The organism is Streptomyces sp. NBC_01775 (assembly GCF_035917675.1).
Lineage (GTDB): Bacteria > Actinomycetota > Actinomycetes > Streptomycetales > Streptomycetaceae > Streptomyces.
Genome location: NZ_CP109104.1, coordinates 4,663,034 through 4,689,120 on the forward strand (window position 1 = coordinate 4,663,034; position 26,087 = coordinate 4,689,120).

The following is a 26,087-nucleotide window of genomic DNA, read 5'->3' on the forward strand; positions in this document are numbered from 1 at the left end:
TCGCTCTTCGTCACCAATTCCTCCCAGCCTCCGGCCGGGTGGTACCCCCAACCTCCGCCGCTTTCGTCCTGCCGCCCGCCGGCCGGTGGGTCAGTCGACGAGCGCGTCCGGCTTCCCCTTGCTCCGCGGACGCTCGTCGACCATTTTGCCCCAGACGATCAGACGGTACTTCGACGTGAATTCCGGCGTGCACGTGGTCAGCGTGACGTAGCGGCCCGGCTCCGTGAAACCGGACTTCGGCGGAACCCGGTCGATCACCCCCGTATCGGACGGGGAGGTGGAGGGCAGCTGCCGGGTGACCTTGTACGTGTAGAACTTCGACTGGGTCTCGACCACGACCGTGTCGCCCGTCTCCAGCTTGTTGATGTAGCGGAACGGTTCGCCGTGGGTGTTGCGGTGGCCCGCGAGGGCGAAGTTGCCCTTGTCGTCCCAGGGCATCGCGGTCTTCAGCGGCTTCTTGTAGTAGTGCCCGACCATGCCCTTGTCCAGCACCGCGCTCTTGGAGACGCCCTCGGCGATGGGCGCGGTGACGTCGATCTTCGGGATGTGGATGATGGCGAAGCCCTGTCCCGGCTTGAAGGCGCCCGCCTTGCGCTCGGGATCCATGCCCTTCTTCTGCTGCTTGTCGTCCCACTGCTCCTGGAGGTCGTGAGTGGCCCCGCCCGCCTGCTGGTTCGCCCGTACGTTCGTCCACCACAGCTGGTAGGCGACGAAGAGCAGCATCAGCACGCCGAACGTGATGAAGACCTCACCGATGGCGCGGCTCGCGATGATCCCCGGCCCGGGCCGCAGCGCCCGTGCCGCCCTGCGGGCCTCCAGCCGGGTGGGCCCGGGCAGACGGTCGGCGTGCGCGCGGCCGGACGCCGGCGGGGCGGCAGCCGTTCGGGAGACCGCCCGGTGCGCCAGATCCGAGGCCTCGGGCCGCCGCAGCCCGACGGTCCCGCGATCCGGCTGCCCCGTCGTACGAGGAGGCGCGGGAGCGGGAGCCGGGGTGGGAGCGGGGACCGGCGCGGGTTCGGGCTCGCGCACGGGCGAAGCGGCCGGAGCGGGTGCCTGCGGCTGCTCGTATGCCGGGGCCCCGTAGGAGGCCTGGGTCTGGGCAGGGGGCTCGTAGGACCCGTACGGCGACGGCTCGTACGTCGAGGTCTCGTACGCCTGTGTCCCGTACCCCGACGCCCCGTAGGGGGGCTGCTGCGAGGGCTGCTGCGCGAACGCCGGGGCGTCGTACGCCTGCGCGTACGGGTCCGCCTCGGGCTGCTGTTCGTACGGCGCCGTGGCGTGAGGCCGCGCGGCACCCTCCTGCGCCCAGTACGGCAGGTCGGAGGAGGCCTCCTCCTGCGCCCAGTACGGTATGTCGGATTCCGGCACCGGCTCCGGCCCAGGGGCGGGCGTCGGGCCGGGGGCGCGCTGACCGGGCAGGGGGTCGGTCAGCGGATCGTAGAGCGCGTCGACAGCGGCGCGGTACGGGTCGTAGTCCTGGTCGTGCCCTGACCCGGGCTCCGCCCCGGAGGTGCCCCGACCCGACTCCGTCCGGGAGGTGCCCCCGCCGCCCTCGGCACCGTCCCCGTAGCCGGTGGTCACCCGGTGACCGTCCCCAGCCCGGCTGCCCGTGGCGCCCCTTCCTCCAGACGTGCCGCGCGCTCGACGGCGCCGGTGTCGCCGCACCGCACCAGCCAGTTGGCCAGCATCCGGTGGCCCCACTCGGTCAGCACCGACTCGGGGTGGAACTGCACTCCCTCGACGGGCAGTTCGCGGTGGCGCAGCCCCATCACCAGCCGGCCGCCGTCCACGGAGGTGTCCGCGGGGCTGGTCCAGGCGGTGACCTCCAGCTCGTCGGGCACCGTGCCGGGACGCACGGCCAGCGAGTGGTAGCGCGTCGCGGTGAAGGGGGAGGGCAGCCCGGTGAAGACTCCCGCGCCCTCGTGGGAGACCGCGGAGGTCTTTCCGTGCAGCAGTTCGGGGGCGCGGTCGACAACGCCGCCGTAGGCGACGGCCATCGACTGCATGCCCAGGCAGACGCCGAAGACCGGGATGCCGTTCTCCGCGCAGTGCCGCACCATGCCGAGGCACACCCCGGCCTGCTCGGGCGCCCCGGGGCCGGGGGAGAGGAGCACGCCGTCGAAACTGTCCTGCGCATGGCGCGGTTCGACCTCGTCGTTGCGCACCACCTCGCACTCGGCGCCGAGCTGGTAGAGGTACTGGACGAGGTTGAAGACGAAGCTGTCGTAGTTGTCGACGACCAGCACACGGGCGCTCATGCGACGCCTCCCGCACCGGAACCGGCCACACCGCTCGCCCCGGTCGTTCCCACGGTCCCGGCCGCGCCGTCGACGGTCACGTCGTTGAACGGAAGCATCGGCTCCGCCCATGGGAAGACGTACTGGAAGAGCAGAAAGACGACTCCGGCGACCAGCACCAGCGAAATCAGTGCGCGCACATACCCGTTGCCCGGCAGATGCCGCCAGATCCAGCCGTACATCCCGCGATGCCGTCCTCTCTCTCCTCCCACGCACCCCGCCGGGCACGCCTGCCGTTCAGCCACCCCAGAGTACGGCGTCAGCGGGTGAGCGCGTCCGGCTTCCCCTCAGCCGCCGGCCGGGTCGCGTCCAGTCGTGCCCACGCGATCAGCCGGTGGCTGCTGCCCCACTCTGGATCACAGGTCGTAAGAGTGAGGTAACGGCCGGGTCTGTCGAAGGGGGTTGCGGCCTTGTCGAGGGGCGCGGGGACGGAGTTGAGTACTCCGGTGTCGCTGGGCAGCGTGCGGTACGGCGGCTTGGTGATGGTGTACGTGTACCAGGTCGCGCCGTCGGTGACGATCACGGGATCGCCGGGCCGCAGCCGGGGGAAGTCCTTGAAGGGGTCGCCGTAGGTGCGACGGTGGCCCGCGACGGCGAAGTTGCCCTTCTGGCCCAGCCGCGCGGTGCGGGTGTAGTGGCCCAGCCCCTTGCGCAGGGTCCGGGTGCCGGTGTCCTGGAGGACGGGCTTGGACCAGTCCCGGCCGAAGCGAGGGATGTACATCACAGCGAAGGACCTGCCGTCCCGGTAGGTGCGCGCCGCCCCGGCCCGCTGCTGGTCCGCGCCGCCGCCCGCACCGCCCCGGTCCTGGCCGCCGGAGGAGCCCGAGGAGTCCGCCCCGTCCGTCCCGCCGTCGTCCCCCTGGGCGCCGCCGGCCACGGGACCGTCGGACCACTCCTTCTGGAGGCGCTCGATCTCACCGTCGGAGGCGCTGTCGGCGCGCAGTCCCGTCCAGTAGAGGACATAGACGACGAACAGCACGATCAGGATGCCTACGGTGATGCACAGCTCACTGAAGCTTCTTACGACCGTCCGTAACGCCACCGCCGTCACTCACTTCCGACGCTCGCCGACTCGCTCACCCCACGGGCTTGGCCTGCCGGAGATCCACTGTGCCGGAGTAACCCGGAAGAGTCACCGACTTCTTCTCATCGACTTTCCAGCCGAGGCCGTACGCGTCCACGTATTCCAGGTAGTTGCGGATCGCGGGGGCCTTGTCGAGCGCGGTGCGCAGCTTGTCCCGGTCGCCGACGGCGGTGACGGTGTAGGGCGGGGAGTAGACCCGGCCCTGGAGGATCAGGGTGTTGCCGACGCAGCGCACGGCGCTGGTGGAGATCAGCCGCTGGTCCATGACCTTGATGCCCTCGGCCCCGCCCTTCCACAGGGCGTTGACGACAGCCTGGAGATCCTGCTGGTGGATGACCAGATCGTTGGGCTCGGGGTCGGGCAGCCCGGGTACTTTGGCGGTCGCGTTGGTCGGCGCGTCGTCCAGGGTGACGGCGAGGCCGTCGCCGGAGACCTTCTTGAGGCCCGCGCGCTTCTCCAGCGAACTGAGCCTGCGCTTCTGCCCGGCCGTGCTGCCGTCGTCCCGCTGCGCGAGGGCGTCGACCTGGCGGCGCAGGGCCGCGGCCGAGCTGTCGAGGCCGGCGTTCTTCCTGCTGCGGTCCTGGACGAGATCCGAGAGTCGCAGCATCGAATCGTCGCTGCGGATGTTCGTCCCTTGCGCCGTGTTGAAGCTGACCCAGAAGATGAGTCCTGCCAGGGCGAAAACCCCGATTGCGGCCAGCCGCGCAGGCCGGATGAGCGATCTCGTCACCGTACCCTTGTCTCCCTCCGCCCTGGGGAAGCACTACGCTAACGGACCACCGTCCCGTGGGCCGTACGGCGGTCAGCAGCGCATCGACAGGAGAGTCTCTCGTGCCGAAGTCACGGATCCGGAAGAAAGCGGACTTCACGCCCCCGCCGGAGAAGAAGGCCACCACCATCGACCTCCGAGGTGGCGGTGGCCGCCGTTGGGTGGCCCCGCTGATGCTGGCCATGTTCGGCATCGGGCTTGCCTGGATCGTCGTGTTCTATGTCACGGACGGTTCCCTGCCCATCCACTCGCTGGGCAACTGGAACATCGTGGTCGGCTTCGGCTTCATCGCGACCGGATTCGTGGTCTCCACCCAGTGGAAATAAGAGTTATCCACAGGCTGATCCACAGCCTTGGAAAACTCACAAGATCTGTGGATAACTTTCCGGGTGTTGACGCCGATGTGACCGGGGCTCCGCCGAAGAGAGCCCTGGTCACCCCCGTAACCCCAAGGGAAACGCACTCCTGAGCGATTGTGGGGGCGGGCGGGGCGCTCCATACACAAGATCCCGTACACGCTGTGGACAACTCACCGGAGAACCTGCTTCCGGCAGGTCCGGAGCCCGCTCTGTCCACCGGTCAGGTGACCGCCGCCAGGGTCTTTCGTTCCAAACGAGAGGCCCTAGGTGAGCTGGAGCGTACGCAGCACCAGGATCAGCACCACCACCGCCACCAGCACGGCGAAGGCCGCGTACTGCACCAGCTTCCGGTGCTCCCGGGGTGCGTGCACCAGTGCGAAGGCCAGCAGCACACCCGTGACGAGCCCGCCTATGTGGGCCTCCCAGGCGATGCTCTTCCACGTGAAGGTGAAGACCAGGTTGATCGCCAGCAGGATCAGGATCGGCCGCATGTCGTAGCGCAGCCGGCGCATCAGCACCGCCGTCGCGCCGAAGAGGCCGAAGATCGCACCCGAGGCACCCAGCGACGCCTGCTGCGGCGCGGCCAGCAGATAGGTGACGGCGCCACCGCCGAGCCCCGAGAGCAGATACAGCCCCAGGAAGCGCACCCGGCCCAGCGCCTGCTCCAGCGGCGGGCCCAGGAACCACAGCCCGAGCATGTTCATCGCGATGTGCCAGATCTCCTGGTGCAGGAACATCGAGGTGAACAGGCGGTACCACTGCCCCTCGGCGACTCCCTCCAGCGGGCCGTAGCGCTCGGTGGCGGCCTGGCCGAACAGCAGCAGCTCGTCCAGCAGCCGGTTGCCCACCGCGAGCACCGCGACGAAGACGGCCGCATTGATACCCAGCAGCACCTTGGTGACCAGCCGGGGGTCGGACGTCAGGCTGCCGCCCGCTATCGTCCTCGGCTGATTCGCGTCCGGCGCGTGTCCGGTCCCCGAGCCGGATCTGACGCACTCGGGGCACTGGTATCCGACGGAGGCCGGGATCATGCAGTCGGTGCAGACCGGGCGTTCGCAGCGGGCGCAGGAAATCCCCGTCTCACGGTCGGGATGCCGGTAGCAGAACGCGGGCCCCCGCTGCTCCGCCCGGTCCTCGGGCTGTCCGTTCCGCTCCATCGCCTCGTCCCCTCCGTGTCCAGCACACGTCGCCCCGCCTGTCCTCCTTCTACGGACAGGCGGGGCTGCGTGGTTCCCCGGTTGCGCTCAGCGGCGCTCGATCACGACCGACTCGACCACGACGTCCTCCAGCGGACGGTCGGTGCGCGGGTTGGTCGAGGTGCCGCCGATGGCGTCGACGACCTTCTTGCCGGCCTCGCTGGTGACCTCACCGAAAATGGTGTGCTTGCCGGTCAGCCAGGTGGTCGGCGCCAGGGTGATGAAGAACTGCGAGCCGTTCGTGCCGGGCCCGGCGTTCGCCATGGCCAGCAGGTAGGGCTTGGTGAAGGCGAGGTCCGGGTGAATCTCGTCCTGGAACTCGTATCCCGGGCCGCCGGTGCCATTGCCCAGCGGGTCACCGCCCTGGACCATGAAACCGCTGATCACCCGGTGGAAGACGGTGCCGTCGTACAGCTTGGCCGTGGACTTCTCCCCGGTCGCGGGGTGGGTCCACTCGCGGGAGCCCTCGGCGAGCTCGACGAAGTTCTTGACCGTCTTCGGCGCGTGGTTGGGGAAAAGCTGTACCTCGATGTCGCCTTGGTTGGTCTTCAGGGTGGCGTAGAGCTGCTCGGCCACGATCTACCTTCCATCCGTCTGCATTGACTCCCCCGATCCTCCCACGGACGCTGTGGAGGGAAGTGCGCCCCGTAATGACCCGGATGCCCGCCCGTGGCATGCCAGGTTCTGAGCTCCCGTGCATGATCTTCAAAACGGGTGGAAAACGACTTCTATCCTCTGTTCACAGAGACACGCCCCGAGCATGAGCCACCGAAGAGGAGGAACCCGTGACCGCCAAGAAAAGCGTGCGCGCCGCCACCGGCACCGCCAAGGAGAGCGTGCGCCACGCCGCGGAGGTGATGGCGCCCCACGCGGAACATGCCAAGGACGCCGCCGCACGCTACGCACAGGAGGCGGGTGCGCGGCTGGGGCCCAAGGTCTCGCTGGCCGCCGAGCAGGCCCGCCACTCGGCACGCGAGGGCTACGAGCACTACGTCGGCCCCCGCGTCGCGCAGGCCCGCGAGGCGCTGCCGCCCGAGGTCGACAAGGCCGCGACCCGCGCCGGCGAGCGCGCCCGCAAGGCCGCGCACAAGGCCGCGGACTACGCGGCCCCGCGCATCGAGCACGCCGTGACGGACGCGCGGGCCGCGGCGGGCCCGGCGCGTGAAGAGGCCGCCCAGCGCGGCGCCGCCGCCGTCGCGGCGCTGCGCGGCCAGGTGACCGTCAAGGAGATCGAGAAGATCACGCGGCGCCGCCGCCGACGCTCCCGCGCCGGGCGGCTGGTCGTCCGCGCGGGTCTGGTCGGCCTGCTGGCGGGCGGCGCCTACGCCGCCTGGCGCTGGTGGGACCGGCAGGCGAACCCCGACTGGCTCGTCGAGCCCCCGGCCGCCACCGAGGTCGGCGACCACACGCCGCTGACGTCGGTGAACGGCTCGCCCGAGGAGGAGAGCGGGAGCAAGGACGCGGGCCTCGACCCCGAGGTCCAGGCCAAGCAGGACGACGCGGAGGCCGAGGAGCGGCGCAAGAAGTAGCGCGCGGCCCCGCGGGCCCGAGCGGCCCTCGCGGCCTCGCCGAAGGAGAAGGGGCGGGAGACTCAGATCTCCCGCCCCTTCTCCGTGCCCGGACCATCCGCACCCGGCCGGTCTGTTTCCGGCCGGTCTGTCTCCAGCCGGTCTGTTTCCGGCTCGTCCGTTACCGGGCTCTCCGTTTCGGGCCCGTCCAGGTCCTCCTCCATTTCCGGGACCGGAGCGAGCAGCGTGATCAGGCCGGTGATCCGCAACAGCCTCAGCACCCTGGGATCGGCGCACACCAGCGTGAAGTTGCCGTCGCCGGCCAGCACCCGGGAGCGGACGTCGACGAGCAGGGCCAGGCCGCTGCAATCGATGAACGTGACGGGCCGCAGGTCGGCGATCAGCTGGGGCCTGGGCGAGGCCGTGAGCGCGTACAGCTGCGGGGTCGTCGCCAGCACCACGGCCAGGTCGATCTCGCCGTGCAGCTCCAGCACCGTGCGTCCCCGCGTCGTACGGGCCAGCACGGTGCCCTCGGGGCCGCCGTCGGGTCCCGTCGGCAGGGTCGCCGACGAGAGCGAACGGCCCTCGTCCATGTGCAGTGCCATCGGTGCCATGACGTATGACCTTGTGACTTTGGAGTCCGGAAATCGGCCCGTCAGCATAGGCAGCGCCTCCTGGGGTGGCGCTGCGCCACCCCTCCATAGTCACTCGATCGAGTGGAAATAGGCCGTATGACTTGCGAATTGAACAGATAGGGAATGCCGATGCGAGCTGTCCTCCGCTCTCCTCACCTCGGCCAGTTGGCGGCTGTCGCGGTTTGTGAAGAGCCGAGCGGAGTGATCCATGGTTACGGACCCCGTCACGCGGGCCCTGATGAGGTTGACGGCGGGCGCCGTCCGACCGATGAGGAGGCGCACGAGCGATGCCGGAATTCGACCGTGGACCGACGGCGCAGTTCGCCGAGCTGTTCGGACAGGTGCCCGAGCCGCCCGTCACATCGGCGTTCTGGTTCGACTGGGGGCCGATCTTCTACCGGGGCCGGCTGGACGGCTCGGCCCGTGTGCTGATCGTGGCCTCGGACCCCGGGCCGACCGAGCGGATCGCCGGGCGCAGCCTCGTCGGCAACGCCGGGCAGCGGGTGCAGGGCTTCCTCACCAAGCTCGGATTGACCCGCTCCTACGTCTGCCTCAACGCATGGGCGTACGCGGTGCATCCGAGCCAGGCCTTCGCGATGAAGGACCGACTCGACGAGCCGGCCCAGAAGCAGTGGCGCGACGCGGTTTTCGACCGGGCGACGGACGCGACGCTGGAAGCCGTCGTCGCGATGGGGTTCATGGCCCAGGAGGCGGTCCGGCTGTGGACGACCCGGCCGCAGGCCACGCTCGTCGAGGTCCCCCACCCGTCCAGTCATGACGAGGCGGCGCTGGTGAACGCCTGGCGCGATGCCGTCACGGAACTTCGGACGATCGTGACGCCCGACGACGACGGCGACAACACCGGGCCCAACTACGGGGCCGCCTTCGAGGAGTCCGACTACACCGCGATCCCCCGCCGTGACCTGCCCTTCGGCGCGCCGTCGTTCCTGGGCGACGACTCCTGGGTGCGCGAGGGGCCGGGCGGGGCCCAGAACTCCGTCAGCCGCCCGTCGCCCGACGACGGGCACACGCTGGTCTGGAAGGCGCCGGACTGATGGCGGTCGTACTCCGCGGCACGGTCGTCACCTTCGACGACGACCACCGGATCCTCGATCCCGGCGCCGTGTACGTCGGCGACGACGGCCGGCTGGCCGCGGTGCGGTCGGCCGGGCAGGATCCGCCCGCTGGGTTCTCCGGCGCGCCGCGGATCGACACGGACGCGCTGATCCTCCCCGGCCTGATCGACCTTCACAACCACATCGGCTACAACACGCTCCCGCTGTGGGAGGCGGCCGGCGTTCCGTACCTGCACCACGATCGCTGGGTCAAGGAGGAGGATCCGCCCGACTACTCCACGTCGGTCACCTGGCCCGCCAAGGTGCTCCAGCAGGCCGCGCCCGAGGCGCTGGTCAAGTACGTCGAGGTCAAGGCGCTGATCGGCGGGACCACGGCCATCCAGGGCGCTCCCCACTCCTCACGTCCCGTGGACGGGTGGCTGCTGCGGATCATCGACAACGAGAAGCTGCCGGCGGGCGCCGACATGGTGATGACCGCGGCGCTCCAACTCGACGCCGACGAGCTGCGCGAGAAGCGGGCGGATCAGCTCGACGGCACGCGCGTGCTGATCTACCACGTCGCGGAGGGCAAGCTCGGATCGACCGTCCACGGCGAGTTCGAGGACCTTCAGCCGTGTCTGAAACCGGGCCTGATCGGCGTCCACGGCACCGCGCTGACCGCCGCCGACTTCACCATGTGGCAGGGCGGGGTGGCGGCGGTCAACGCCGCGGAGAAGGGGACCGTCGTATGGTCGCCGTTCTCCAACTACTGGCTCTACCACGAGACGACAAAGGTGGTCGAGGCGGACAAGAAGGGGCTGCGGATCGCGCTCGGCTCCGACTGGTCGCCGTCGGGGACCAAGCATGTGCTCGGCGAGCTCAAAGTCGCCGACGCCGTCAACCGCCACGAGCTCGGCGGGCGCTTCACCGACCGCGAGCTGTGCGACATGATCACCGCGAACCCCGGCGACGCGCTGGCGACCGCCTGGGGGCCGCAGGTGGGACGGCTGCGGCAGGGCAGCGCCGCGGACCTGCTGGTACTCGAACGCCACGACCCCGCGCAGGACGTGTACCGCAACCTCATCGACGCGACCGAGCGCCACGTACGGCTCGTGATGGTGCGCGGCCGGCCGTTCTACGGAATGCCGGGGCTGATGACCGCCGCCGGTGCGACGGACACCGACAGCATCACGGTGGCCGGGCTCAAGCGACGCGTGGCGGTACGTCAGCCGGGCCGGAGCGACGCCAAGCTCGACTGGCCGGGCGTCAAGCGCGCGCTGGAGAAGGTGCGGGCCGACCCGGTGGCCGCCTGGCGCGCCGCGCAGGACGCGCTCGCGGACTGGGGCGGGCCGCTCGACGATCCCGAAGCGCCGCTCGTCCTGTTCGGCGACATGCCGGAAGGCGATGTGGGCGCGTTCGCCGCCGCGGGCGAGGTACCGCCGGATCTGGTCATCCCGCGGCTGGATCCGCTGACCCACGACGCGGCCTACTTCGCAGCCGTGACCCGCAGCGGCGTGCCCGAGCTCCAGCACCTCGCCGACTACTACTCATGAGCGCGAAGGCATGAGCGCGAAGGTGGGACAGCCGGCCCGGACGCTGCCGGATTCGATCGGCCTCGACGCGTTCATGGACCGGACCGCCGCCGATCCGCTGCCGCTCGCGGGCCGCTATCAGCTGGTGGCCGCCGCCCGGGTGCTGCTCGAGGAGCTGTACGTCCACCTTCCGCTCAAGCGGGCGATGCACGCCACCGATCCGGTCCAGCGCCTGCGGCTGCTCGAACGCCGCCTTCGGACACTCGGCGAGCAGCAGTTCCACGCCGAGCTCGCGGGCACCTTCCGCGAGCTGCGCGACCTGCACACCGTCTACCAGCTGCCCGACCCGTACCGCGGCCACGTGGCGACGCTGGGCTTCCTCGTCGAGCGCTACGCCGACCCGGACGGGACACCGCACCACATCGTCTCCAAGATCGACCCTTCGCTGGCGCATGCGGGCTTCGACACCGGTGCCGAGCTGGAAGCCTGGAACGGCGTCCCGATCGAGCGCGCGATCGAACGCAACGCCGCCGCACAGGCGGGCTCCAACCCGGACGCGCGCCTGGCGCGCGGGCTGGAGGCGCTGACGCTGCGCCCGCTGCGCACCGGCCCTCCGCCCGACGAGCGCTGGGTGGTGCTGTCCTACCGCACGCCCGCCGGCCGCCGCCGCGAGACGCGTATCCCCTGGCGCGTGCGGGCCGCCGAGTGGCGCGCGGGGCGCGCGCAGGATCCGGTGCCCACGCTCGCGACGAGCCTCGGCATCGACGCGGGCAACGAAGCCACGCGGCAGATCAAGCGCGCGCTGTTCGCGCCGCCCCCGGCGCGGCGTCCGGCCCCGCGGGCCCTCCGCGGCGTCGTCGCCCACCGCACGCTGCGGATCCGTGGCCGCTCGTACGGGTACCTGCGCATCTTCTCCTTCAACGTGCCGGGCGCGCGGGTGTTCGCCGAGCAGTTGGCGAGGATCGTGGCGCGTGCTCCGGACGGAGGGCTGATCGTGGACATCCGCGGCAACCCGGGAGGCCATGTCCCGGCCGCGGAGTGCGTCTTGCAGGTGCTGAGCGAGCGCCCCGTCACCCCGGTGAGCTTCTCGCTGTCGACCACCCGCGCCGCGCTCGCGCTGACGCGGGCCCACCCTGGCTTCCGCGCCTGGACGAGCTCGATCCGCGCCGCCGTGGAGACCGGTGCGGCGCACTCGCAGGGCTTCCCCCTCACCGACCCCGACGCGATCACCGCCGGGTTGCCGCGCTACACCGGCCCGAAGGTGCTGATCACCGACGCGCTGTCCTACTCGGCTGCCGACATCTTCGCCGCGGGCTTCCAGGACAACGGCCTCGGCCCCGTCCTCGGGACCGCGCGGCGGACCGGCGCCGGCGGCGCCAACGTCTGGACGCACGAACTGCTGCGCGTCTGGCTGCCCGAACTGCTCGGCGAACTGCCGCGCGGCGCCGGTTTCCGCGTCGCCCTGCGCCGCGCCACCCGGGCACGCGGCAACGTCGACGTCCCACTGGAGGACCTCGGCGTACAGGCGGACGAGCTGCACCAGTTGACCGAGCGCGACGTCACCGGCCGCAACCAGGACCTGCTGGCCACGGCCGCCGCGCTGCTCGGCTGATGTCCCGCCTCTCTCAGGCGACCGGAAACCAGCCACTCAAGGTCGAGCAGGTCAGTCCGCCTCCACTGTCGCCGGGGCCCTGGCGCCGTAGCGGTTCGGCCCACCGGCAGAGGCAGACAGGGCATAACGACCCTGGGGCCTGTGGTGCGGAAGTTGTGAACGGGGTCGGGGGAAAGTCTGTTCCAGTTGAGCCGCGCCGTCGGGCTCGTGTAAGCAGGTATCCGCTGGTGCGAGTGCCTGTCTCATCGTGTGGGCCCGCCGGCGTTTCCACGTCCTCCGTGCCTGGTCACGCGGGGGCACCTGTGCATGGCAGATCGGAACACCACCCGTAGGAAGAAGTCCCTGATAGTCCCTTCCGTGCTCGCCGCCGTCTGCCTGTTCGGCGCGGCCTCGGCCTCCGCCTCCGCCGCTGAAACCGCTCCGGCGACTGCGAAGTCCGGCTCGGTCTCCGCGTCCGCGAGCTGCAAGGCCCCGGCCTTCTGGGGTACGTCCAAGGAAAACCTTGCGCTCCGTAAGGCGCCCCGCCTCTCGTCCACGTCCCAGCGCCTGGTCTACAAGAACACGAAGATGTGCATCGGCCCCGAGACCAACGGCGGCCAGTACACGAAGTGCGGTAAGACGAGCAAGTATTGGACCAAGGTCACCTACCGCGGCACGACGGGTTACGTCGTCTCGGAGTGCCTGGGCTGACGATGCGTCGCGGAACCCCCGGAGTCGCCGGACTCCGGGGGTTTGCGCGTTCCCTGGCCGGTCACTCGCGAGACGGTCGCACCAGGGCCGGTCGCTCCCAGGCCGGTCGCTCCCAGGGCGGATCCTCCTCCCGCACGGCCGCAACGGCGGCGAACTGGAGCCGCACGACGCGGCGCGGGCCCTCGACCGCCGTACGGGGTGGCCCGACGCACCCGCCCCCGAGCATTCGACAACGCCACCACCAGCACGTACACCCACCACGATCTGGAACTCGGCACTGACAACGATGGCTGATTGCCGCCAGCGGGATGCGTCTTCGCCGAGCATGCTGAGGGCATGACGGATACGCCCACAACGGACTCAGTGGCAGTACTCACCGGCATGTACGCGGCTGAGGCGGAGTACTTGGCGGCCGGAGGCCCTGGCAAGGCTTCGTTCGACCTGCTCGCCCCCTTCTTCGCGCCGAATGTCGAGCTGCACCAAGCAGATGCTCTGCCCTTCGGAGGTACTTGGCGTGGGCACGACGGCATGGCGCGGTTCTTTCTCGTGATGGGACAGGTCTGGGAAACGTTCGACATGGTGGAGCAGGAATTTCTCGCCACCGGCGAGACCGCGGTCGTGCTCACTCAGGTCCGTGCCCGAGCTCGTGCAACCGGCCGTGAACTCAGCTTTCCGATCCTGCAAACGGTCACGGTCAAGAACGGGAGAATCACCGAGGTCCGTCCGTTCTACTGGGACACGCAGGCCATCGCCGACGCCTGCGCCCAGTCCGCGTCGGCGGACTGAGATCGACCGCGGATCCCCAGTCACAGTCGTGCGTTGAGGAAGGCGAGCACCCCGGGTGCCGAGCTGCCGGCGGTTGCGGACCCGGTCGGGGGCACCCGGCTCGGCCGGGTACCCCGGCTTCTCACCGTTCGGCAGCAGCGGTGCGCACACCGCCCCCGCGCGTCCGTCAGTTCTCACGCGCTGCGAACAAATCAAACAGTTCAAGGGCCACTTCGGCACACGATGCCTACGGCTTGCGCCCCATGGCGTGATGGAAGGCCGCCCGGCAGCCGGCCATGGGGTATGAACCAGGCCGGATCCCGTAGTGCGGCTACCAGTGCCGCATTCCCCAGAGGGCGTACGCATATCGGAGTCGGCGGGTGGGTGGGGTCGGGTTACGGGGGCGGCGCCGACCCGGTCACGGGGCGGCGGTCCGCTCCAGAGGCGTCCTGTGAGACCTGCCCGCAGTCCGCCGGCCGGGGCTGCGACGGCAGGAGGGAGCCCTTCGGCGGGACGGCGGCGCCAAGTCTCCCGTCGGCATCCCGGTCCCCCTTCCGTCGCAGCAGGCGCCCCAGGGAGATGTAGAAGCGGTCGGGGAGGAACACGGCGTCGGCGACGATCATGGAAGCGGAGAAATACGGGAGCCCCATGAGTACCGCGATTCCCAAGTGCATGCCGAGGAGCATCGGGAGGAGGGCGTATTTGACTCTGCTGAACAGGAGGCACGGGAAAGCCACTTGAATCAGCACCGTCAGATATCCGACGACGGTGAGGAACGTCGGCTGACGGTCGACCATGGCCGAGAGGGCGGGCCAGGGCCGGAACAGGTCAAGGTTGAGCACATAGTGCAGAGCGGTTCCGTCAGCCCAGAAGCTGCCCTGCACCTTGTAGAGACCCGCGGCCCCGTAGAGAAGGCAGATCTGGGCCGCGATGACCAGCATCCCGCAGTTGTGGATGAGCGTCACCAGGCGCCGCCGCGTGATCCCGAGCTGGTGCCACCGGCTGGAGATCTCAGCGAGCGACGGCAATCCCGTACCCGCCGCACCGGAATGGAGCCGGTGCTTGCGTGCGTCGAGGGACCAGCGGCGTCCGCACGCCGTGAAACAGAGGTAGACGGACATGAGAAGGATCAGGTTGTCCCCGCCGTCCGTCATGAAGATGGTCCGGGCGTGGAGCGAGACCACGATGACCGCGAAGGCGACAGAGACGAACCTCGTCCGCCACCCCAGCATGAACAGCACGGACGTGACGAGGGCCAGGGCGTAACAGGCCTCGAAGTACGGGCGCCCCGGGTACAGAGTGAGGATGCTGGACCAGCCGGTCTGCATGAACAACTCGTTCGCGAGAGCGGGTGTCCACGGCGAACCGGGGCCCCAGATCTCATCGCGGTGCGGGAACTCCCGCAGGAGGAAGACCAGGTAGAGAAGCCCGTAGCCGATACGGAGCACTGCCGCGGCGTACAGGAAACCGGCCTGCTCGGTGAAGGCCGCACGACACGAACGCAGGGTGTCGAGCATCCGTCGCCTCGCGGTACCGAAGATCTGTGGGGCAGCCTGCCGACGGGGCGGGCACGGGGAATTCGGATTCTGCTCAGTTCGCACGGGGGGTCACCTCCCACCACGGCAGATGCCGGGTCTCTCCCCGCGGAGGTGCGGTGGGCCGAGAACCGCCTGTGGTCGCGGGGGCGGCGACCGGAACGGTACGCACACGTAGCTGGATTCTCTCGAATGGGCCCCGCCGATGCGCGGCGACCCGGTCCGCCGCGATGTTGCTCAAGTACTCCTGCAACATTCGGGCCCGATCCGAATGAGGTTGATCGTCCCCACCGTGTGTTTCGAGATAAGAGGACCAGGCCCTGCGCAGGGTGTTCTGCGCGGTGTGACTCGGAAAGACGCTGTGCCTGACGGCTGCGTCATCCACGGCAGACAGATCGAACCAGTCACTGACCCTAGGGGTGCTGTTTTCCGTGGTATGCATGGTTCTCACCGAGATTTTGTGATTAAAAGATTCCGGGTTCGGAGCAAAGAGCTTCCAGTTCTGCTCGAACAACGGGAAGATCCACCCGTTGACCCGCTCCTGATAACGTTTCGAAATGGTATTCGAAGGTGCTACGTGCAGAAACACGAAGAGCAGATGAATCAGGCATGTGGCCAGGCACAGAGCGACGGCTACGTCGATCGCTCGTCGTAGCGGACGGGAAAGTGGAGACCCCTCCCGTGGGTGCGCTTTTTCCCCACCCAAGCTCTGCGCGCTTTCCCGTTCCTCATCGGTGGGCGCCTCATGGACCAGTCCGCTTTCCATTCCCTCACATCCAGAAGCTCGGTACTCCGCGCCGCCCGCTCGGCTTCTCCTGTTGGTGACCCGGGGCGGGTGTGGTGGGGCCCTCAAGCCCCACCACACCTCACTGCCCCATCCCGGCGCGTCATCGACCAGGCCTCTTCACCTTGTCGTGCACGCCTGGAGAAGGTTTCCATTCGACTCCCGAAACGCCCGTTCACGCGGCGGTCGGATTGCGGGTCGGCCAGAAATGTGGATTCCCACGCTGCCTACCGGCAGGGCGGCCCTTCACCACGAAGGCCGTTGTGCTCGCACTTCTTGCCGTGGTGGCCAGAAGGCTTGTGGTGCTCGCACTTCTTGCCGTGGTGGTGCTTGCAAGGCTTGTGGTCGTCACACTTCCCGTGGCCCTTGCAAGGCTTGTGGTGGTCACACTTCCCGTGGCCCTTGCAGGGCTTGTGGTGCTCGCACTTCTTGCCGTGGTGGTGCTTACAGGGCTTGTGGTGGTCACACTTCCCGTGGCCCTTGCAGGGCTTGTGGTGCTCGCACTTCTTGCCGTGGTGGTGCTTACAGGGCTTGTGGTGGTCACACTTCCCGTGGCCCTTGCAGGGCTTGTGGTGCTCGCACTTCTTGCCGTGGTGGTGCTTGCAAGGCTTGTGGTCGTCACACTTCCCGTGGCCCTTGCAAGGCTTGTGGTGGTCACACTTGCCGTGGTGCTTGCAAGGCTTGTGGTGGTCACCGTGGCCACCGCCGTGTCCGCCACCCGTGGTGTTCCCGGCCGTATTGCCCCGGGTGCTGCCCGCAGCATTGCCCTCGGTATTGCCGGAGCTGCTTCCGGCAGTAATGCCGGTTGTGTTGCCTTGAGTGTTGCCAGAACTGTTTCCGGCGGTAATGCCGGATGTGTTGCCCTGGGTGTTGCCTCGCGTGTTGCCTTCGTTGCCTGCCGTGTTACCAGCGGTGTTCCCCTGGACACTGCCCTGGGTACCGCCGCCCACGTTGTTGCCGGCGATCGATCCGCCGCCACCCGTGATCAGGCCACCCGTGGTCAAGCCACCTGTGGTGCCGCCCGAGAGGGCGCCGCCCAGAACGCCTCCCAGAACTCCCGTGGTGGTGCCCGTGGTGGTACCGGCGGTTGTCCCGGTTGTGGTGCCGGTGGTCGTGGTGCCGGTGGTCGTCCCGGTCGTGGTGCCGGTGGTCGTGGTGCCGGTGGTCGTCCCGGTCGTAGTGCCCGTGGTCGTCCCGGTCGTAGTGCCGGTGGTCGTAGTGCCGGTGGTCGTCCCGGTCGTAGTGCCCGTAGTGGTCCCGGTCGTGGTGCTGGCGCACTCAGGCCGGGTGATCCGGTTGGTGTCCAGCGTCACGGAACCGTTGCGCGCCAGCGCCCGGCCGTCGATGCTCGCTCCGGTGTTCGCGGTGATCGAGGTCAGGGCCAGGATGCTGCCCACGAAGGTGGTGTTGGTGCCGAGCGTGGCGGAGCTGCCCACCTGCCAGAAGACGTTGCACGGCGATGCGCCGTTCACGAGGAGCACACGGCTGGCCGAAGCCGTTGTGAGCGATGATCCGATCTGGAAGACGAACACCGCGTTGGGATTGTTCTGGGCGTCCAGCGTCAGCGTGCCTGTCAGACCGGCGGTACTCGACGCGTTGTAGACCCCGGGAACAAGGGTCAGCCCGCCCAGGTCAGGGGGAAGGCTGGCATCCGCAGCCTGGCCCGCAGCGTTGTTGTACGCGGTGGTCAGGTCGTTCTTGGCCGTCAGGGCTGGGCCATCTGCCGAGTGAGTGGTCCCGTTGACCAGTCCGGGGGGGAACCCGCTGATAGCCGTCCCGGGGCTCACTCCGACGTCGCCGGTGATCACGGACGGGCCGGTGTTGGTGATCGACTGGCCCGCGAGAACGGCGTAGGTGCCTGCGGTACCGAGAGGGACAGGTGTCGCGACGGCCTGCGCTCGCGAAGCGGTTACTGCGACCATGACTGCGGCGATCATCGCCACCGTCGCGAGCCAGGCGGTAATGGTGCGTCTATTGAGCGCACCCCAGAGGCTGAGTCTCATGAAGCTTCCTACCCGTGTACGAAACTCTGCGGACATTTCACAGCCCTTCGCGCTTCATCAGGGAATCGCTGTGTCACATGCCGGCAGCATGGGTAGGGCGATACCAGAGAGCGGCGTACGGCTTTCGCTTGACGCTGACGTCGAAGCGAGGCGACTCGCACCGTTGCGCGCACCCTGAAAACTGACTGCGGCGTCTGGGCGGATCACTGGGACACCATACGCATTTCGGCCGGATGGTATCCGAAAGGAATTCATCCGACCCGACCCGCGCCTCCCCAAGGGTGAGCTGACGCCATGAACAAGAGACCGCATTTCAGCAGGGTGAAGAAGCTTCTCGTCCTGCCGCTCACCTATCGCCAGGGAGCTCTTCAGACATCCCGAAGAGAAAAACCCCCGGGCGTGGCGCCGTTCCGCGAGCCTGTCACCGCATGCTGCTCCTTCGCGATTTCTCTCGTCGCACAGTGTGGATTGCGTTTAGGCCGACCCCCGAATACCAGGATGATGTGCCTGTCGGATAATTGATCAATTTCTGCGGTGCTCGCACGGATCGACGGCGATATCGACCCCGCCGTTTCCAAGGCAGCCTCGGAGGATCTTGCAGTTCTTCCAAGGCTCGTCCGGTGGGTCGCGGCGTGGGCGCCCAAGGCATATCCGCGGGGAGCGAGCCCGTAGGCAGCGGAGGTCGGCGCGCATCCTGAGTCTCTGAGAAGTCGGTGCGGGCCGCTGGCCGCGCGAGGCAGGATTCCCGCATGGAGCAAGGAATATCGGCCCTGCTGGGAGCGAGTATCGAATTCTCGGTGCGCTCGGCACTTCGCTCTTCAGCCACAGGGCCGTCTCATGAGACCAGGCCCTTGGCGCGGCTCCGCAGCCTCTGATCCGGCCTGTGCGTGATCACGAGGGTCCGGCGCGGCTTCTTGGTCTTCGGCGGGCCGAGCACACGGCCTTGCCGTCCTCGGCCTTTCCCAGGGCCCGAACCGGGGAGCCATGTTCTCGCGTACTTCTGTCCTGTACTTACTCCGAGTGCCGCCCTGGATACCGATGAGCCGGTCCACGTGAGCGAGCACGAGGGGTTCGAACATGGGCTTCCGGCAGCGCCGGTCCAAGCCATGTGGAACCGCAGTCGAGGCACTGTGCCCGTCGCGTGCCCACCAGGGCTCACAAAAAAGCCCCTCTGACCCACGTTTCCGCAGGTCAGAAGGGCTTTTCTTCTGTGGAGCCAAGGGGAGTCGAACCCCTGACATCTGCCATGCAAAGACAGCGCTCTACCAACTGAGCTATGGCCCCTTCGCGCACCAGGGTACCGGCTCCCGGAGGCTAATTCCGACCGGGTATCGCCCCGCACCTGTCACCCTCCGTAGGATGCACGGCAAGTTCGCGCGAGCGAAGTGACGTAGGGGAGCCCAGGGGAGACGATATGGACGCAGCAGCACAGGAAGCGACCGCCAAAGCGCGCGAGCTCCAGAGTCAGTGGTACGGCGAGCCGTTGGGGAGTCTCTTCCGGCGTCTGATCGAGGATCTGGGCCTCAACCAGGCACGGCTGGCCACCGTGCTCGGACTGTCCGCTCCTATGCTTTCGCAGCTCATGAGCGGCCAGCGCGCAAAGATCGGCAATCCGGCCGTCGTCCAGCGCGTACAGGCCCTCCAGGAGCTGGCCGCCGAGGTGGCGCGGGGCGACATCAGCGCGGCCGACGCGACCGGCCGGATGGACGAGATCCGCCGTACCGCCGGGGGCAGCGTGCTCAACAACACCTCACAGACCGCCTCCTCCGGCGCCTCACAGACCCCCGTCAAGCGCGTGGTGCGAGAGATCCAGGCCCTGCTGCGCTCGGTCTCGGACGCCGCCGACATCATCGAGGCGTCCAACGCCCTCGCTCCCTCCCACCCGGAGCTGGCAGAGTTCCTGCGGGTCTACGGGGCGGGACGCACCTCGGACGCTGTGAAGCACTACGAAGCACACCAGAGCTGATCACCAGGCTCCGGAACCGGAAACAGGGGGCAGGCACAGCGCCATGGGAGAGATCTTCGCCGGCCGGTACGAACTGATCGACCCGATCGGCCGCGGCGGCGTCGGTACGGTCTGGCGCGCCTGGGACCACCGGAGACGGCGCTATGTCGCCGCCAAGGTGCTCCAGCAGAGCGACGCGTACACCCTGCTGCGCTTCGTCCGCGAACAGGCCCTCCGCATCGACCACCCGCACGTGCTCGCCCCGGCCAGCTGGGCGGCCGACGACGACAAGGTGCTGTTCACCATGGACCTGGTCAGCGGAGGTTCGCTGGCCCATCTCATCGGTGACTACGGCCCGTTGCCGCCCTCTTTCGTGTGCACCCTGCTCGACCAGCTGCTCTCGGGTCTGACGGCCGTGCACGCCGAGGACGTGATCCACCGGGACATCAAGCCCGCCAACATCCTGCTGGAGCCCACCGGCACCGGGCGCCCGCACCTGCGGCTCTCGGACTTCGGCATCTCCATGCGCAAGGGCGAGCCCCGCCTGACCGAGACCGACTACGTGGTGGGCACACCTGGATACTTCGCGCCCGAGCAGATGCTCAACGCCGAGGCCGACTTCCCCTCGGACCTGTACGCGGTCGGCTTGGTCGCGCTCTACCTGCTGACGGGCACGAAGCCGGACGCCCAGGCGCTGTTCGAGCAGTACCAGCACGGGGTGCCGTCTGCTCCCGAGGGCGTGCCCGAGCCGCTGTGGCAGGTGCTCGGGCAGCTGTTGCAGCCCGATCCGCAGGCCCGGTTCCGCACGGCGACCGGTGCGCGCAAGGCGCTGGCGGGCGCCGCCGAGATGCTCAACGGCGAGGCGACGGCGGAGCAGGAGATCGTCGAGGTCTTCGACCACCTCGGGCCGCTGCCCGAGGGGTTCGGCCCCGACGGGCCCGCCGGTGCGCGGGAGGCCACCACGTCCCTGGGGACGGGCCCCGGGCCCGCCGCGGCACCGCCCTCGGCGACCGGCAGCTTCCACCTCCAGCCTCCGCAGCAGACCCCCACGCCCCCGCAGTCCGCGCAGACCCCCACGCCCCCGCAGTCCGCGCAGACCGCCACGTCCGCCGCCGTCTCGCCGCCGCCCGTGCCCGTGCCCGGGCAGCCGAGCACCCCGCCGATCCCGGGCCCTTCGGGCTCGACCCGGCCGTACACACCCGCCGCGACGCCCGCGCAGCCGTTCCCAGGGCCCGCTGGAGCGCCCGCGGGGCCGGCACCGGCCCCGGGAGCGCCGACGGCTCCCGGAGCGCCTACAGCGCCCGTACCCGTACGCAGGCCGGGGCCCCCGCTGAAGGTGGCGGTGCCCGTGCTGATCGTCGCGGTGCTGTGTGTGGTGGCCGGAGTGGTGGCGCTCGCCTCGATGGCCTGACTGAGGACCCTCGACGGCCTGGCTGAGGACGCGGGGCGCGGCGCGCGGCGTACGGCGTACGCCGCGGTGGGCACGCGGAGCACGAAGAGGGCCCGGACGGATACGTTCCGTCCGGGCCCTCCTGCTCCGCTGCCGCTCTTGTTCCGCTGCTGGACGCGCCTCTCGTCAGCCTTGCGGATGGTGTCCGTACCCTCCGGGGCCGCCGTACTGCTGAGTCGGGGGTTGCTGGTACTGCTGAGGTTGTTGGTACTGCTCGGGTTGTTGGTGCTGGGTGGGCCACGGGCCGGGCGCCGTCACCGGGGCGGGTGCCGCCGCCCTGTGTCGTGCCAGGAGCATCCAGACCGCCAGGACGAGGATGAGCGCGGCACCGGCGCCGATACCGGTGTATCCGACGGTGCGCAGCGTGTCGTTGTGCTCGACCTCGGCCGCCGTGAGGCCCTTCTCGGCCATTTCGCGGTCCGTGTCACTGACGCCGAATCCGGCAGCGACGGCGTCGCCGTCGTACGCGGGCCCCTTCTTCGCCTTGCCCTTGACGGCCACCCGCACGGTGACGGGCGTGCCCTTGGGGAACGGCTCGGCCATCTCCGGCCCGGCGGTCACGGCGATGTAGTACCAGCCCGCGAAGCGGGTGCCGGAGGCCTCGTCGGCGAAGCGGTTCTCGTAGCGCACCGGGTTGCTGTAGCGGTCGAACTTGGCGCCGTCGCCGTCGTAGCTTTGGAAGTTCTCGTCGTAGAGGGCGTCGCGGGCCGGGTTGTAGACGTTCATCCGGAAGCCCTTGGAGATGTACGTGCTGGAGATGGTGCCCTCCTCCGCCGGTGAGTTGGGCACCTCCGTGCGCGCGTACAGCCGCTGTCCCCAGTCGACCGGCACCCTGTAGTAGCGGGTCTCGCCGGGCTGGAGCCGGTCCTTCCACACTCCGCTGTCCAGGGCGCGCGCGTCGTTGAACCCGGTGCCGCCCTTGGCGGACTTCGCCGTGCCGGAAGGCGGGGTCGGACGCTTGTTGTTGTCGTCCGTCTCGTCCTCGGTGCCCGGGTAGGGGGCCGGGATGCTGCCCTTGAGGCCCGGCTCCTTCTTGAGCGACAGCTCCACCGGCCAGGAGCCCGGACCGGAGCCGCTGCCCTCGTCGCGCTCCAGGCGGACCAGGTAGGGGCCCTTCTCCCGGCAGCTCTCGCTGTTCTCGTCGCCGATGAGCCGGGCGGCCGACGCGGTGAGCGGGTAGGCGGTATCACCGCCGGCGCTGAGGTCCATGGAGCCGCAGGAGTCGCCGTTGGTGTTCTGGAGCGTCAGCTTGAGGCCGTCCTCATAGGTGACCTTGGTGCCCGGCGTCGGTACCGCGGTCGCGGTGACGTGCATGGAGGACTTGGCGTCCAGGTTGACGGCGTAGTACTTCTCCTGGCCCGGCCCGATCCGGTCGTGGAAGAGGCCGGGCTTGATCTGCGGGGCGTCGGCGCTGCTGGAGGCGCCCGCCGTCTTCCTGGCGTCCCCGGAGATCTCGTACGGCTTCGGCTTGGCCAGCGCGGCGGCGCCGGGGGCCGGGGAGATCACCGCCACCGCACACAGCGCGGCGACGACGGCCCCCGCGCGCCCGGTCCACGCCCGCCCGGACCGTCCGCGCCGCTCGTACTGCTGCTGCTCGCGCCTGCGTCTGTGCCGCATGTGCGGACTCACCACGTCCCACCCCTCATCACGTTCGTGTTCCGGACCCTGCCACGCCGCCGCAGCGCGTACCAGACGCCTCCCGCGATCACCAGCACGGCCGCGGCTCCAGCGCCCGCCAGCACCGCCGGGTGCGGCCCCGGATCGTCCTCACCTGCCGCGCTGCCGGCCGTACCGCCCTTGCCGTCGTCCGCGCCGTCGCCCGTGCCGGTGTGCCGCGCCGCGGCCAGCGGGGCGTCGTGCTCGGGCCCCGTCCTCGCCTTGCCCTTGACTCCGACGCGCAGGACGATACGCACCGCGGCGTTCTCCGCGATCTGCGCGGCGTCGGCGCCCAGCGTGACGGCCAGGTAGTAGGTGCCGTCGCGCCGTACGGGCTTGACCGAACTGCTGGATTCCGCGCGGTTGTTCCAGGAGACCGGCACCGTACCCTGCGAGACCTTCACCGGGTCACCCCGGTAGAGCTGGCGCGGGGAGAACTCGGCGTTGTCCTTGAGCGGCAGCCGGCCCGGTGCGAAGGCCGTTGTCCACACGTACGAGGACTGGACGGCGTCCTCGTTCCGCTTGGGCTCGTTGGCGAATTCCACGTCGTAGCGCAGCTGCTGGTGCCAGCCGACCGGCACCCGGTACCAGCGGGTCTGCGCGGGCAGCAGGGTGTCGCGCCATACGCCCGTGCCGATCTTCTTCGCGTCGTTGAAGCCGGTGCCGCCCTGGATGTCCTTCGGGCCGCCGGCCGGCAGCGCGGAGTCCTTGCCCGCGGCGCCGTAGGAGGTTTCGGCGCGGGCCGGGGTGACGCCCTTCTTCAGCGGCTTCTCCGCGCCGAGCCGCAGCTCGACGGGCCAGCGGGCCTGGTCGGAGTCGTCCTCGGACTCCCGCTTCAGTTCGAACGTGAAGCTCCCCGGCCTGTCGCAGTCACCCAAGGGGTGCTCGCGGGGGATCCGGCTGACGGCGGTGGTGACCGGGGCGGCGCCCTCGTCCTGCCAGAAGTAGCCGTTGTCGCTCCCGCACATGCTGCCGTCGGCGGCGCGCATGGTGAGCTTCAGCCCGTCCAGTCGGCCGACCCGGACGCCGGGGGTCGGCACCCCGGTGGCCGCCAGGTCGGTGGCGGAACTCCCGTCCAGGTGGGCGGCGTACCAGCGGGTCTCCTCCGGACCGATGGTGTCCACGTACTGGCCGGGGGCCTTCAGCGCGGGCGCGTCGCCCGAGGAGGCCGTCCCCGTGACGCGTGTGCCCTTGAAGCGGTAGCCGTCGGCCGACAGCCGCCCGGCGCGCTCCAGTTCACGGGCCAGGTCGTCGGCGTCGGGCGCGTCGTAGTACTTGCCGTGACCCGCCTCCGCGACGCACTTGAGCTGCTTGCGGGCCGCGCCCTTCACCTGGAAGCCGATGGCGTCGATCCGCAGGTCGATGCCGTCCTTGGACAGGCTCTTGGCCACGTCGCAGGGCTTGGGCGCCCCGCAGTTGTCCTCGCCGTCGGAGATCAGCAGGATCGTGCGGCGGCCGATCGCGCTGTGCGGCGGCTTGGGCAGGTCGGCCGCGGCCTTCTTGAGCGAGTATCCGATCGGGGTGTCGCCCTTGGGCTCGACCGCGGCGACGGCCTTCTTGATGCCGGCCCTGTCCAGCGGCTCGACGGGCTGGGCGAGCCGGGTGTCGGTGCAGCTCTTGGCCTTGTCGGCGCCGTAGACCCGCAGCCCGGTCGGGAAGCCGTCGGGCAGGCTGTCGACGACGGTGCCGACGGCCTCGCGCGCCGAGGCGATACGGGTCTTGCCCGAGCCGTCCTCGTCCGCCATGGACCCGGAGGAGTCCAGCACCATCTCCATGGCGCTGTCGCTGTTCGCCGCAAGGGAACTGTTGCCACGGGCAACGCCACTTCGGCTGCCCACTTCCGTAGTCGGTGCCGTCGGCGCGGTGTTCGGCACCGCCACGGCGAGCGGGCCGGCGAGCACGGCGAGCGCCACCCCGCCCGTCAACGCCCCCGCCAGGCGGCTACGCACTGGTCGCATGTCCTTCGTCCCCCTCGGTCCCCGTGGCCACAGCGACTCTTCCAAGCAGCTTTGCACGAGCACCGTATTGCTTTGCGTGAGCAACCCTCAAGGGAAAAAGTGTCACCGTCCGGCAACGGCGGACGCGGCGGGACGAGGGGACGCGGCACGGGGATGACGCGAGCGAGGCGAGGAAGGGGAGCCGCCCACACCGGCGACGGGCGGGCGAAGCGGGGCGAGAGGCGGGCCGGGACAGACGAAGGCCCCGACCGCTCGGGGCGGTCAGGGCCTCACGTTCGCTGTTCGCTGAGCTTCACACACCCGAACCTGCGGGCACGGAGTCGGTCGCCTCCGTCCACAGATCCTGCTCGGCGCGGTCCGCCTGGATCTGGCGGTACACGAGGAGGCCGCCGATGGCGGCCAATGCGACCAGGAAAAGCTTCTTCACCGCGCTACCTCGTCCTTCTTAGACATTGGGACCTCTCTGGCGCCCGATGATACCCAACCACTTCCTCGCACAAAGGGGTCGGCCCGGCCGGGTAAATAGGGGCTGGTCAGGACAATCGGCCACCCGAGCCCGCGATGCGCGCTGTCGATGTCGGTGCCGAACGGTAGCGTCCGTGACCTCGATCACTTTGATCGTCCTGATTCGTCCCGATCGCCCTTGATCACCCGTCTCACGGAGGTGCCATGAACACGTACTCACCCATCCCCGAGCTGAACCTGCTCCAGGAGTTCGAGGACAGCCTGGAGGGGGAGGAGTTCTCGGAGGGCTTCGAACTCTTCGAGTACGGCCGTCCCGAGGCCGGGCTGGCCGAATGGCTGTCCTTGGAGACACCGGACCCGTCCGTCCGGCGCGCCCTGGACCAGCTCATCCCCTTCGCCCACGCCACCGGCTCCGGGTCCTTCTACGCGCTGTGGCGGTGCGACGACCGCACCGATCTCGCGACGCTGCCCGTCATCTTCTTCGGCGACGAAGGCGGCCTCGACGTCGTCGCGCAGGGCCTGCGGGACCTGTTCCAGCTGCTCGCTCTCGACGACGAGTGGCTCCTGCCATGGGACCCCACCCGGGAACACTCCGCCGGCCACCCCGCGTACCTCGCCTGGCTGGAGAGCACCTTCGGCCTCACCATGCCCGACAGCCCCGACCCGATCGTGAACGCGGCCCGGCACGAGTACGGCCGCCGCTTCCTCGACTGGGCGCTCCAGTCCCTGTCGAGGGACCTCGAAATCGAAGGCCTGACCGCGGAGCCCGTCTGAGCCCTTCCAGCCCTC

24 protein-coding genes and 1 tRNA gene are annotated in these 26,087 nt (G+C 69.5%); 10 read left to right on the plus strand and 15 right to left on the minus strand.

Annotated features, from left to right (window positions below):
- Positions 1-90: 90 nt before the first annotated feature.
- From OHB04_RS20770 to OHB04_RS20790, 5 genes are all read right to left on the minus strand, one after another.
- Positions 91-1,581, minus strand: a complete 1,491-nt coding sequence (locus OHB04_RS20770) for a class E sortase (protein ID WP_326689208.1) — start codon at positions 1,579-1,581, stop codon at positions 91-93.
- Entirely contained in the window at positions 1,578-2,258 is a 681-nt protein-coding gene (locus OHB04_RS20775; protein WP_326689209.1) for an aminodeoxychorismate/anthranilate synthase component II, read from the minus strand. Before OHB04_RS20775 ends, OHB04_RS20770 begins: the two co-directional genes overlap by 4 nt.
- The gene (locus OHB04_RS20780; RefSeq protein ID WP_326689210.1) at positions 2,255-2,479 is read right to left on the minus strand and encodes a hypothetical protein; all 225 of its coding nucleotides are present in this window, start codon (positions 2,477-2,479) and stop codon (positions 2,255-2,257) included. Before OHB04_RS20780 ends, OHB04_RS20775 begins: the two co-directional genes overlap by 4 nt.
- Before the next feature lie 77 nt (positions 2,480-2,556).
- Positions 2,557-3,339, minus strand: coding sequence for a class E sortase (locus OHB04_RS20785; RefSeq protein WP_326808010.1), 783 nt, complete (start codon positions 3,337-3,339; stop codon positions 2,557-2,559).
- A gap of 34 nt (positions 3,340-3,373) precedes the next feature.
- Entirely contained in the window at positions 3,374-4,111 is a 738-nt protein-coding gene (locus tag OHB04_RS20790; RefSeq protein ID WP_326808011.1) for a DUF881 domain-containing protein, read from the minus strand.
- Between the two features lie 101 nt (positions 4,112-4,212).
- On the opposite strand from OHB04_RS20790, the gene crgA reads away from it, so the two are divergent.
- Complete coding sequence (crgA, locus tag OHB04_RS20795; protein WP_326689213.1) at positions 4,213-4,476, plus strand: cell division protein CrgA; 264 nt, start codon at positions 4,213-4,215, stop codon at positions 4,474-4,476.
- A gap of 296 nt (positions 4,477-4,772) precedes the next feature.
- On the opposite strand, the gene OHB04_RS20800 is transcribed toward crgA, so the two are convergent.
- Both OHB04_RS20800 and OHB04_RS20805 read right to left on the minus strand, forming a co-directional pair.
- Positions 4,773-5,666 carry a rhomboid family intramembrane serine protease gene (locus OHB04_RS20800; RefSeq protein WP_326689214.1) on the minus strand — a complete coding sequence of 298 codons (894 nt, stop codon included), beginning with the start codon at positions 5,664-5,666 and terminating at the stop codon, positions 4,773-4,775.
- A gap of 87 nt (positions 5,667-5,753) precedes the next feature.
- Positions 5,754-6,281: a peptidylprolyl isomerase gene (locus tag OHB04_RS20805; RefSeq protein ID WP_326689215.1), complete on the minus strand. Its 528-nt coding sequence runs from the start codon at positions 6,279-6,281 to the stop codon at positions 5,754-5,756.
- Between the two features lie 209 nt (positions 6,282-6,490).
- Here OHB04_RS20805 and OHB04_RS20810 point away from each other — a divergent pair, with 209 nt between their 5' ends.
- Positions 6,491-7,234, plus strand: a complete 744-nt coding sequence (locus OHB04_RS20810) for a DUF5324 family protein (RefSeq protein ID WP_326808012.1) — start codon at positions 6,491-6,493, stop codon at positions 7,232-7,234.
- A gap of 62 nt (positions 7,235-7,296) precedes the next feature.
- On the opposite strand, the gene OHB04_RS20815 is transcribed toward OHB04_RS20810, so the two are convergent.
- On the minus strand, positions 7,297-7,827 hold the full coding sequence (locus tag OHB04_RS20815; protein WP_326808013.1) for an STAS domain-containing protein: 531 nt from the start codon (positions 7,825-7,827) through the stop codon (positions 7,297-7,299).
- A 308-nt stretch (positions 7,828-8,135) separates the two neighbouring features.
- Here OHB04_RS20815 and OHB04_RS20820 point away from each other — a divergent pair, with 308 nt between their 5' ends.
- From OHB04_RS20820 to OHB04_RS20840, 5 genes are all read left to right on the plus strand, one after another.
- Entirely contained in the window at positions 8,136-8,903 is a 768-nt protein-coding gene (locus OHB04_RS20820) for a uracil-DNA glycosylase family protein (protein ID WP_326689218.1), read from the plus strand.
- The gene (locus OHB04_RS20825) at positions 8,903-10,456 is read left to right on the plus strand and encodes an amidohydrolase family protein (RefSeq protein WP_326689219.1); all 1,554 of its coding nucleotides are present in this window, start codon (positions 8,903-8,905) and stop codon (positions 10,454-10,456) included. The genes OHB04_RS20820 and OHB04_RS20825 overlap by 1 nt, the downstream gene beginning before the upstream one ends.
- 10 nt (positions 10,457-10,466) lie before the next feature.
- Positions 10,467-12,047, plus strand: a complete 1,581-nt coding sequence (locus OHB04_RS20830; protein WP_326689220.1) for a S41 family peptidase — start codon at positions 10,467-10,469, stop codon at positions 12,045-12,047.
- Positions 12,048-12,353: 306 nt separating this feature from the next.
- Positions 12,354-12,737: an SH3 domain-containing protein gene (locus tag OHB04_RS20835; RefSeq protein WP_326808014.1), complete on the plus strand. Its 384-nt coding sequence runs from the start codon at positions 12,354-12,356 to the stop codon at positions 12,735-12,737.
- 336 nt (positions 12,738-13,073) lie between these two features.
- Positions 13,074-13,523, plus strand: a complete 450-nt coding sequence (locus OHB04_RS20840) for a nuclear transport factor 2 family protein (protein WP_326689221.1) — start codon at positions 13,074-13,076, stop codon at positions 13,521-13,523.
- A 374-nt stretch (positions 13,524-13,897) separates the two neighbouring features.
- On the opposite strand, the gene OHB04_RS20845 is transcribed toward OHB04_RS20840, so the two are convergent.
- From OHB04_RS20845 to OHB04_RS20860, 4 genes are all read right to left on the minus strand, one after another.
- The gene (locus tag OHB04_RS20845) at positions 13,898-15,019 is read right to left on the minus strand and encodes an HTTM domain-containing protein (RefSeq protein ID WP_326689222.1); all 1,122 of its coding nucleotides are present in this window, start codon (positions 15,017-15,019) and stop codon (positions 13,898-13,900) included.
- A gap of 73 nt (positions 15,020-15,092) precedes the next feature.
- Positions 15,093-15,803 carry a DUF5819 family protein gene (locus OHB04_RS20850; RefSeq protein WP_326689223.1) on the minus strand — a complete coding sequence of 237 codons (711 nt, stop codon included), beginning with the start codon at positions 15,801-15,803 and terminating at the stop codon, positions 15,093-15,095.
- A 245-nt stretch (positions 15,804-16,048) separates the two neighbouring features.
- Positions 16,049-17,824 carry an ice-binding family protein gene (locus tag OHB04_RS20855; RefSeq protein ID WP_326689224.1) on the minus strand — a complete coding sequence of 592 codons (1,776 nt, stop codon included), beginning with the start codon at positions 17,822-17,824 and terminating at the stop codon, positions 16,049-16,051.
- 1,211 nt (positions 17,825-19,035) lie between these two features.
- Positions 19,036-19,108, minus strand: a tRNA-Ala gene (locus OHB04_RS20860).
- 130 nt (positions 19,109-19,238) lie between these two features.
- Here OHB04_RS20860 and OHB04_RS20865 point away from each other — a divergent pair.
- Entirely contained in the window at positions 19,239-19,790 is a 552-nt protein-coding gene (locus OHB04_RS20865; protein WP_326689225.1) for a helix-turn-helix domain-containing protein, read from the plus strand.
- A 43-nt stretch (positions 19,791-19,833) separates the two neighbouring features.
- Positions 19,834-21,180 carry a serine/threonine-protein kinase gene (locus OHB04_RS20870; protein WP_326808015.1) on the plus strand — a complete coding sequence of 449 codons (1,347 nt, stop codon included), beginning with the start codon at positions 19,834-19,836 and terminating at the stop codon, positions 21,178-21,180.
- A 165-nt stretch (positions 21,181-21,345) separates the two neighbouring features.
- Here the strand turns inward: OHB04_RS20870 and OHB04_RS20875 are convergent, their stop codons facing one another.
- The 3 genes from OHB04_RS20875 to OHB04_RS20885 form a co-directional block, all read right to left on the minus strand.
- On the minus strand, positions 21,346-22,836 hold the full coding sequence (locus OHB04_RS20875) for a hypothetical protein (RefSeq protein ID WP_326808016.1): 1,491 nt from the start codon (positions 22,834-22,836) through the stop codon (positions 21,346-21,348).
- Between the two features lie 8 nt (positions 22,837-22,844).
- The gene (locus OHB04_RS20880) at positions 22,845-24,833 is read right to left on the minus strand and encodes a vWA domain-containing protein (RefSeq protein ID WP_326689228.1); all 1,989 of its coding nucleotides are present in this window, start codon (positions 24,831-24,833) and stop codon (positions 22,845-22,847) included.
- Between the two features lie 292 nt (positions 24,834-25,125).
- Positions 25,126-25,260 (minus strand): DLW-39 family protein, encoded by a 135-nt coding sequence (locus tag OHB04_RS20885; protein ID WP_019356762.1) that lies wholly within the window; start codon positions 25,258-25,260, stop codon positions 25,126-25,128.
- A gap of 242 nt (positions 25,261-25,502) precedes the next feature.
- On the opposite strand from OHB04_RS20885, the gene OHB04_RS20890 reads away from it, so the two are divergent.
- The gene (locus OHB04_RS20890; protein WP_326689229.1) at positions 25,503-26,072 is read left to right on the plus strand and encodes a hypothetical protein; all 570 of its coding nucleotides are present in this window, start codon (positions 25,503-25,505) and stop codon (positions 26,070-26,072) included.
- The last annotated feature ends 15 nt before the right edge of the window (positions 26,073-26,087 follow it).

Bases quoted from the DNA above. Each gene is read 5' to 3' on its own strand.
- OHB04_RS20830 (WP_326689220.1), top strand. From the start codon at position 10,467: ATGAGCGCGAAGGTGGGACAGCCGGCCCGGACGCTGCCGGATTCGATC.
- OHB04_RS20780 (WP_326689210.1), bottom strand. From the start codon at position 2,479: ATGTACGGCTGGATCTGGCGGCATCTGCCGGGCAACGGGTATGTGCGC.
- OHB04_RS20775 (WP_326689209.1), bottom strand. From the start codon at position 2,258: ATGAGCGCCCGTGTGCTGGTCGTCGACAACTACGACAGCTTCGTCTTC.
- OHB04_RS20800 (WP_326689214.1), bottom strand. From the start codon at position 5,666: ATGGAGCGGAACGGACAGCCCGAGGACCGGGCGGAGCAGCGGGGGCCC.
- OHB04_RS20845 (WP_326689222.1), bottom strand. From the start codon at position 15,019: ATGCTCGACACCCTGCGTTCGTGTCGTGCGGCCTTCACCGAGCAGGCC.
- OHB04_RS20855 (WP_326689224.1), bottom strand. From the start codon at position 17,824: ATGAGACTCAGCCTCTGGGGTGCGCTCAATAGACGCACCATTACCGCC.
- OHB04_RS20870 (WP_326808015.1), top strand. From the start codon at position 19,834: ATGGGAGAGATCTTCGCCGGCCGGTACGAACTGATCGACCCGATCGGC.
- OHB04_RS20835 (WP_326808014.1), top strand. From the start codon at position 12,354: ATGGCAGATCGGAACACCACCCGTAGGAAGAAGTCCCTGATAGTCCCT.
- OHB04_RS20865 (WP_326689225.1), top strand. From the start codon at position 19,239: ATGGACGCAGCAGCACAGGAAGCGACCGCCAAAGCGCGCGAGCTCCAG.
- OHB04_RS20825 (WP_326689219.1), top strand. From the start codon at position 8,903: ATGGCGGTCGTACTCCGCGGCACGGTCGTCACCTTCGACGACGACCAC.
- OHB04_RS20820 (WP_326689218.1), top strand. From the start codon at position 8,136: ATGCCGGAATTCGACCGTGGACCGACGGCGCAGTTCGCCGAGCTGTTC.
- OHB04_RS20880 (WP_326689228.1), bottom strand. From the start codon at position 24,833: ATGCGACCAGTGCGTAGCCGCCTGGCGGGGGCGTTGACGGGCGGGGTG.
- OHB04_RS20875 (WP_326808016.1), bottom strand. From the start codon at position 22,836: ATGCGGCACAGACGCAGGCGCGAGCAGCAGCAGTACGAGCGGCGCGGA.
- OHB04_RS20815 (WP_326808013.1), bottom strand. From the start codon at position 7,827: ATGGCACCGATGGCACTGCACATGGACGAGGGCCGTTCGCTCTCGTCG.
- OHB04_RS20890 (WP_326689229.1), top strand. From the start codon at position 25,503: ATGAACACGTACTCACCCATCCCCGAGCTGAACCTGCTCCAGGAGTTC.
- OHB04_RS20850 (WP_326689223.1), bottom strand. From the start codon at position 15,803: ATGGAAAGCGGACTGGTCCATGAGGCGCCCACCGATGAGGAACGGGAA.
- OHB04_RS20840 (WP_326689221.1), top strand. From the start codon at position 13,074: ATGACGGATACGCCCACAACGGACTCAGTGGCAGTACTCACCGGCATG.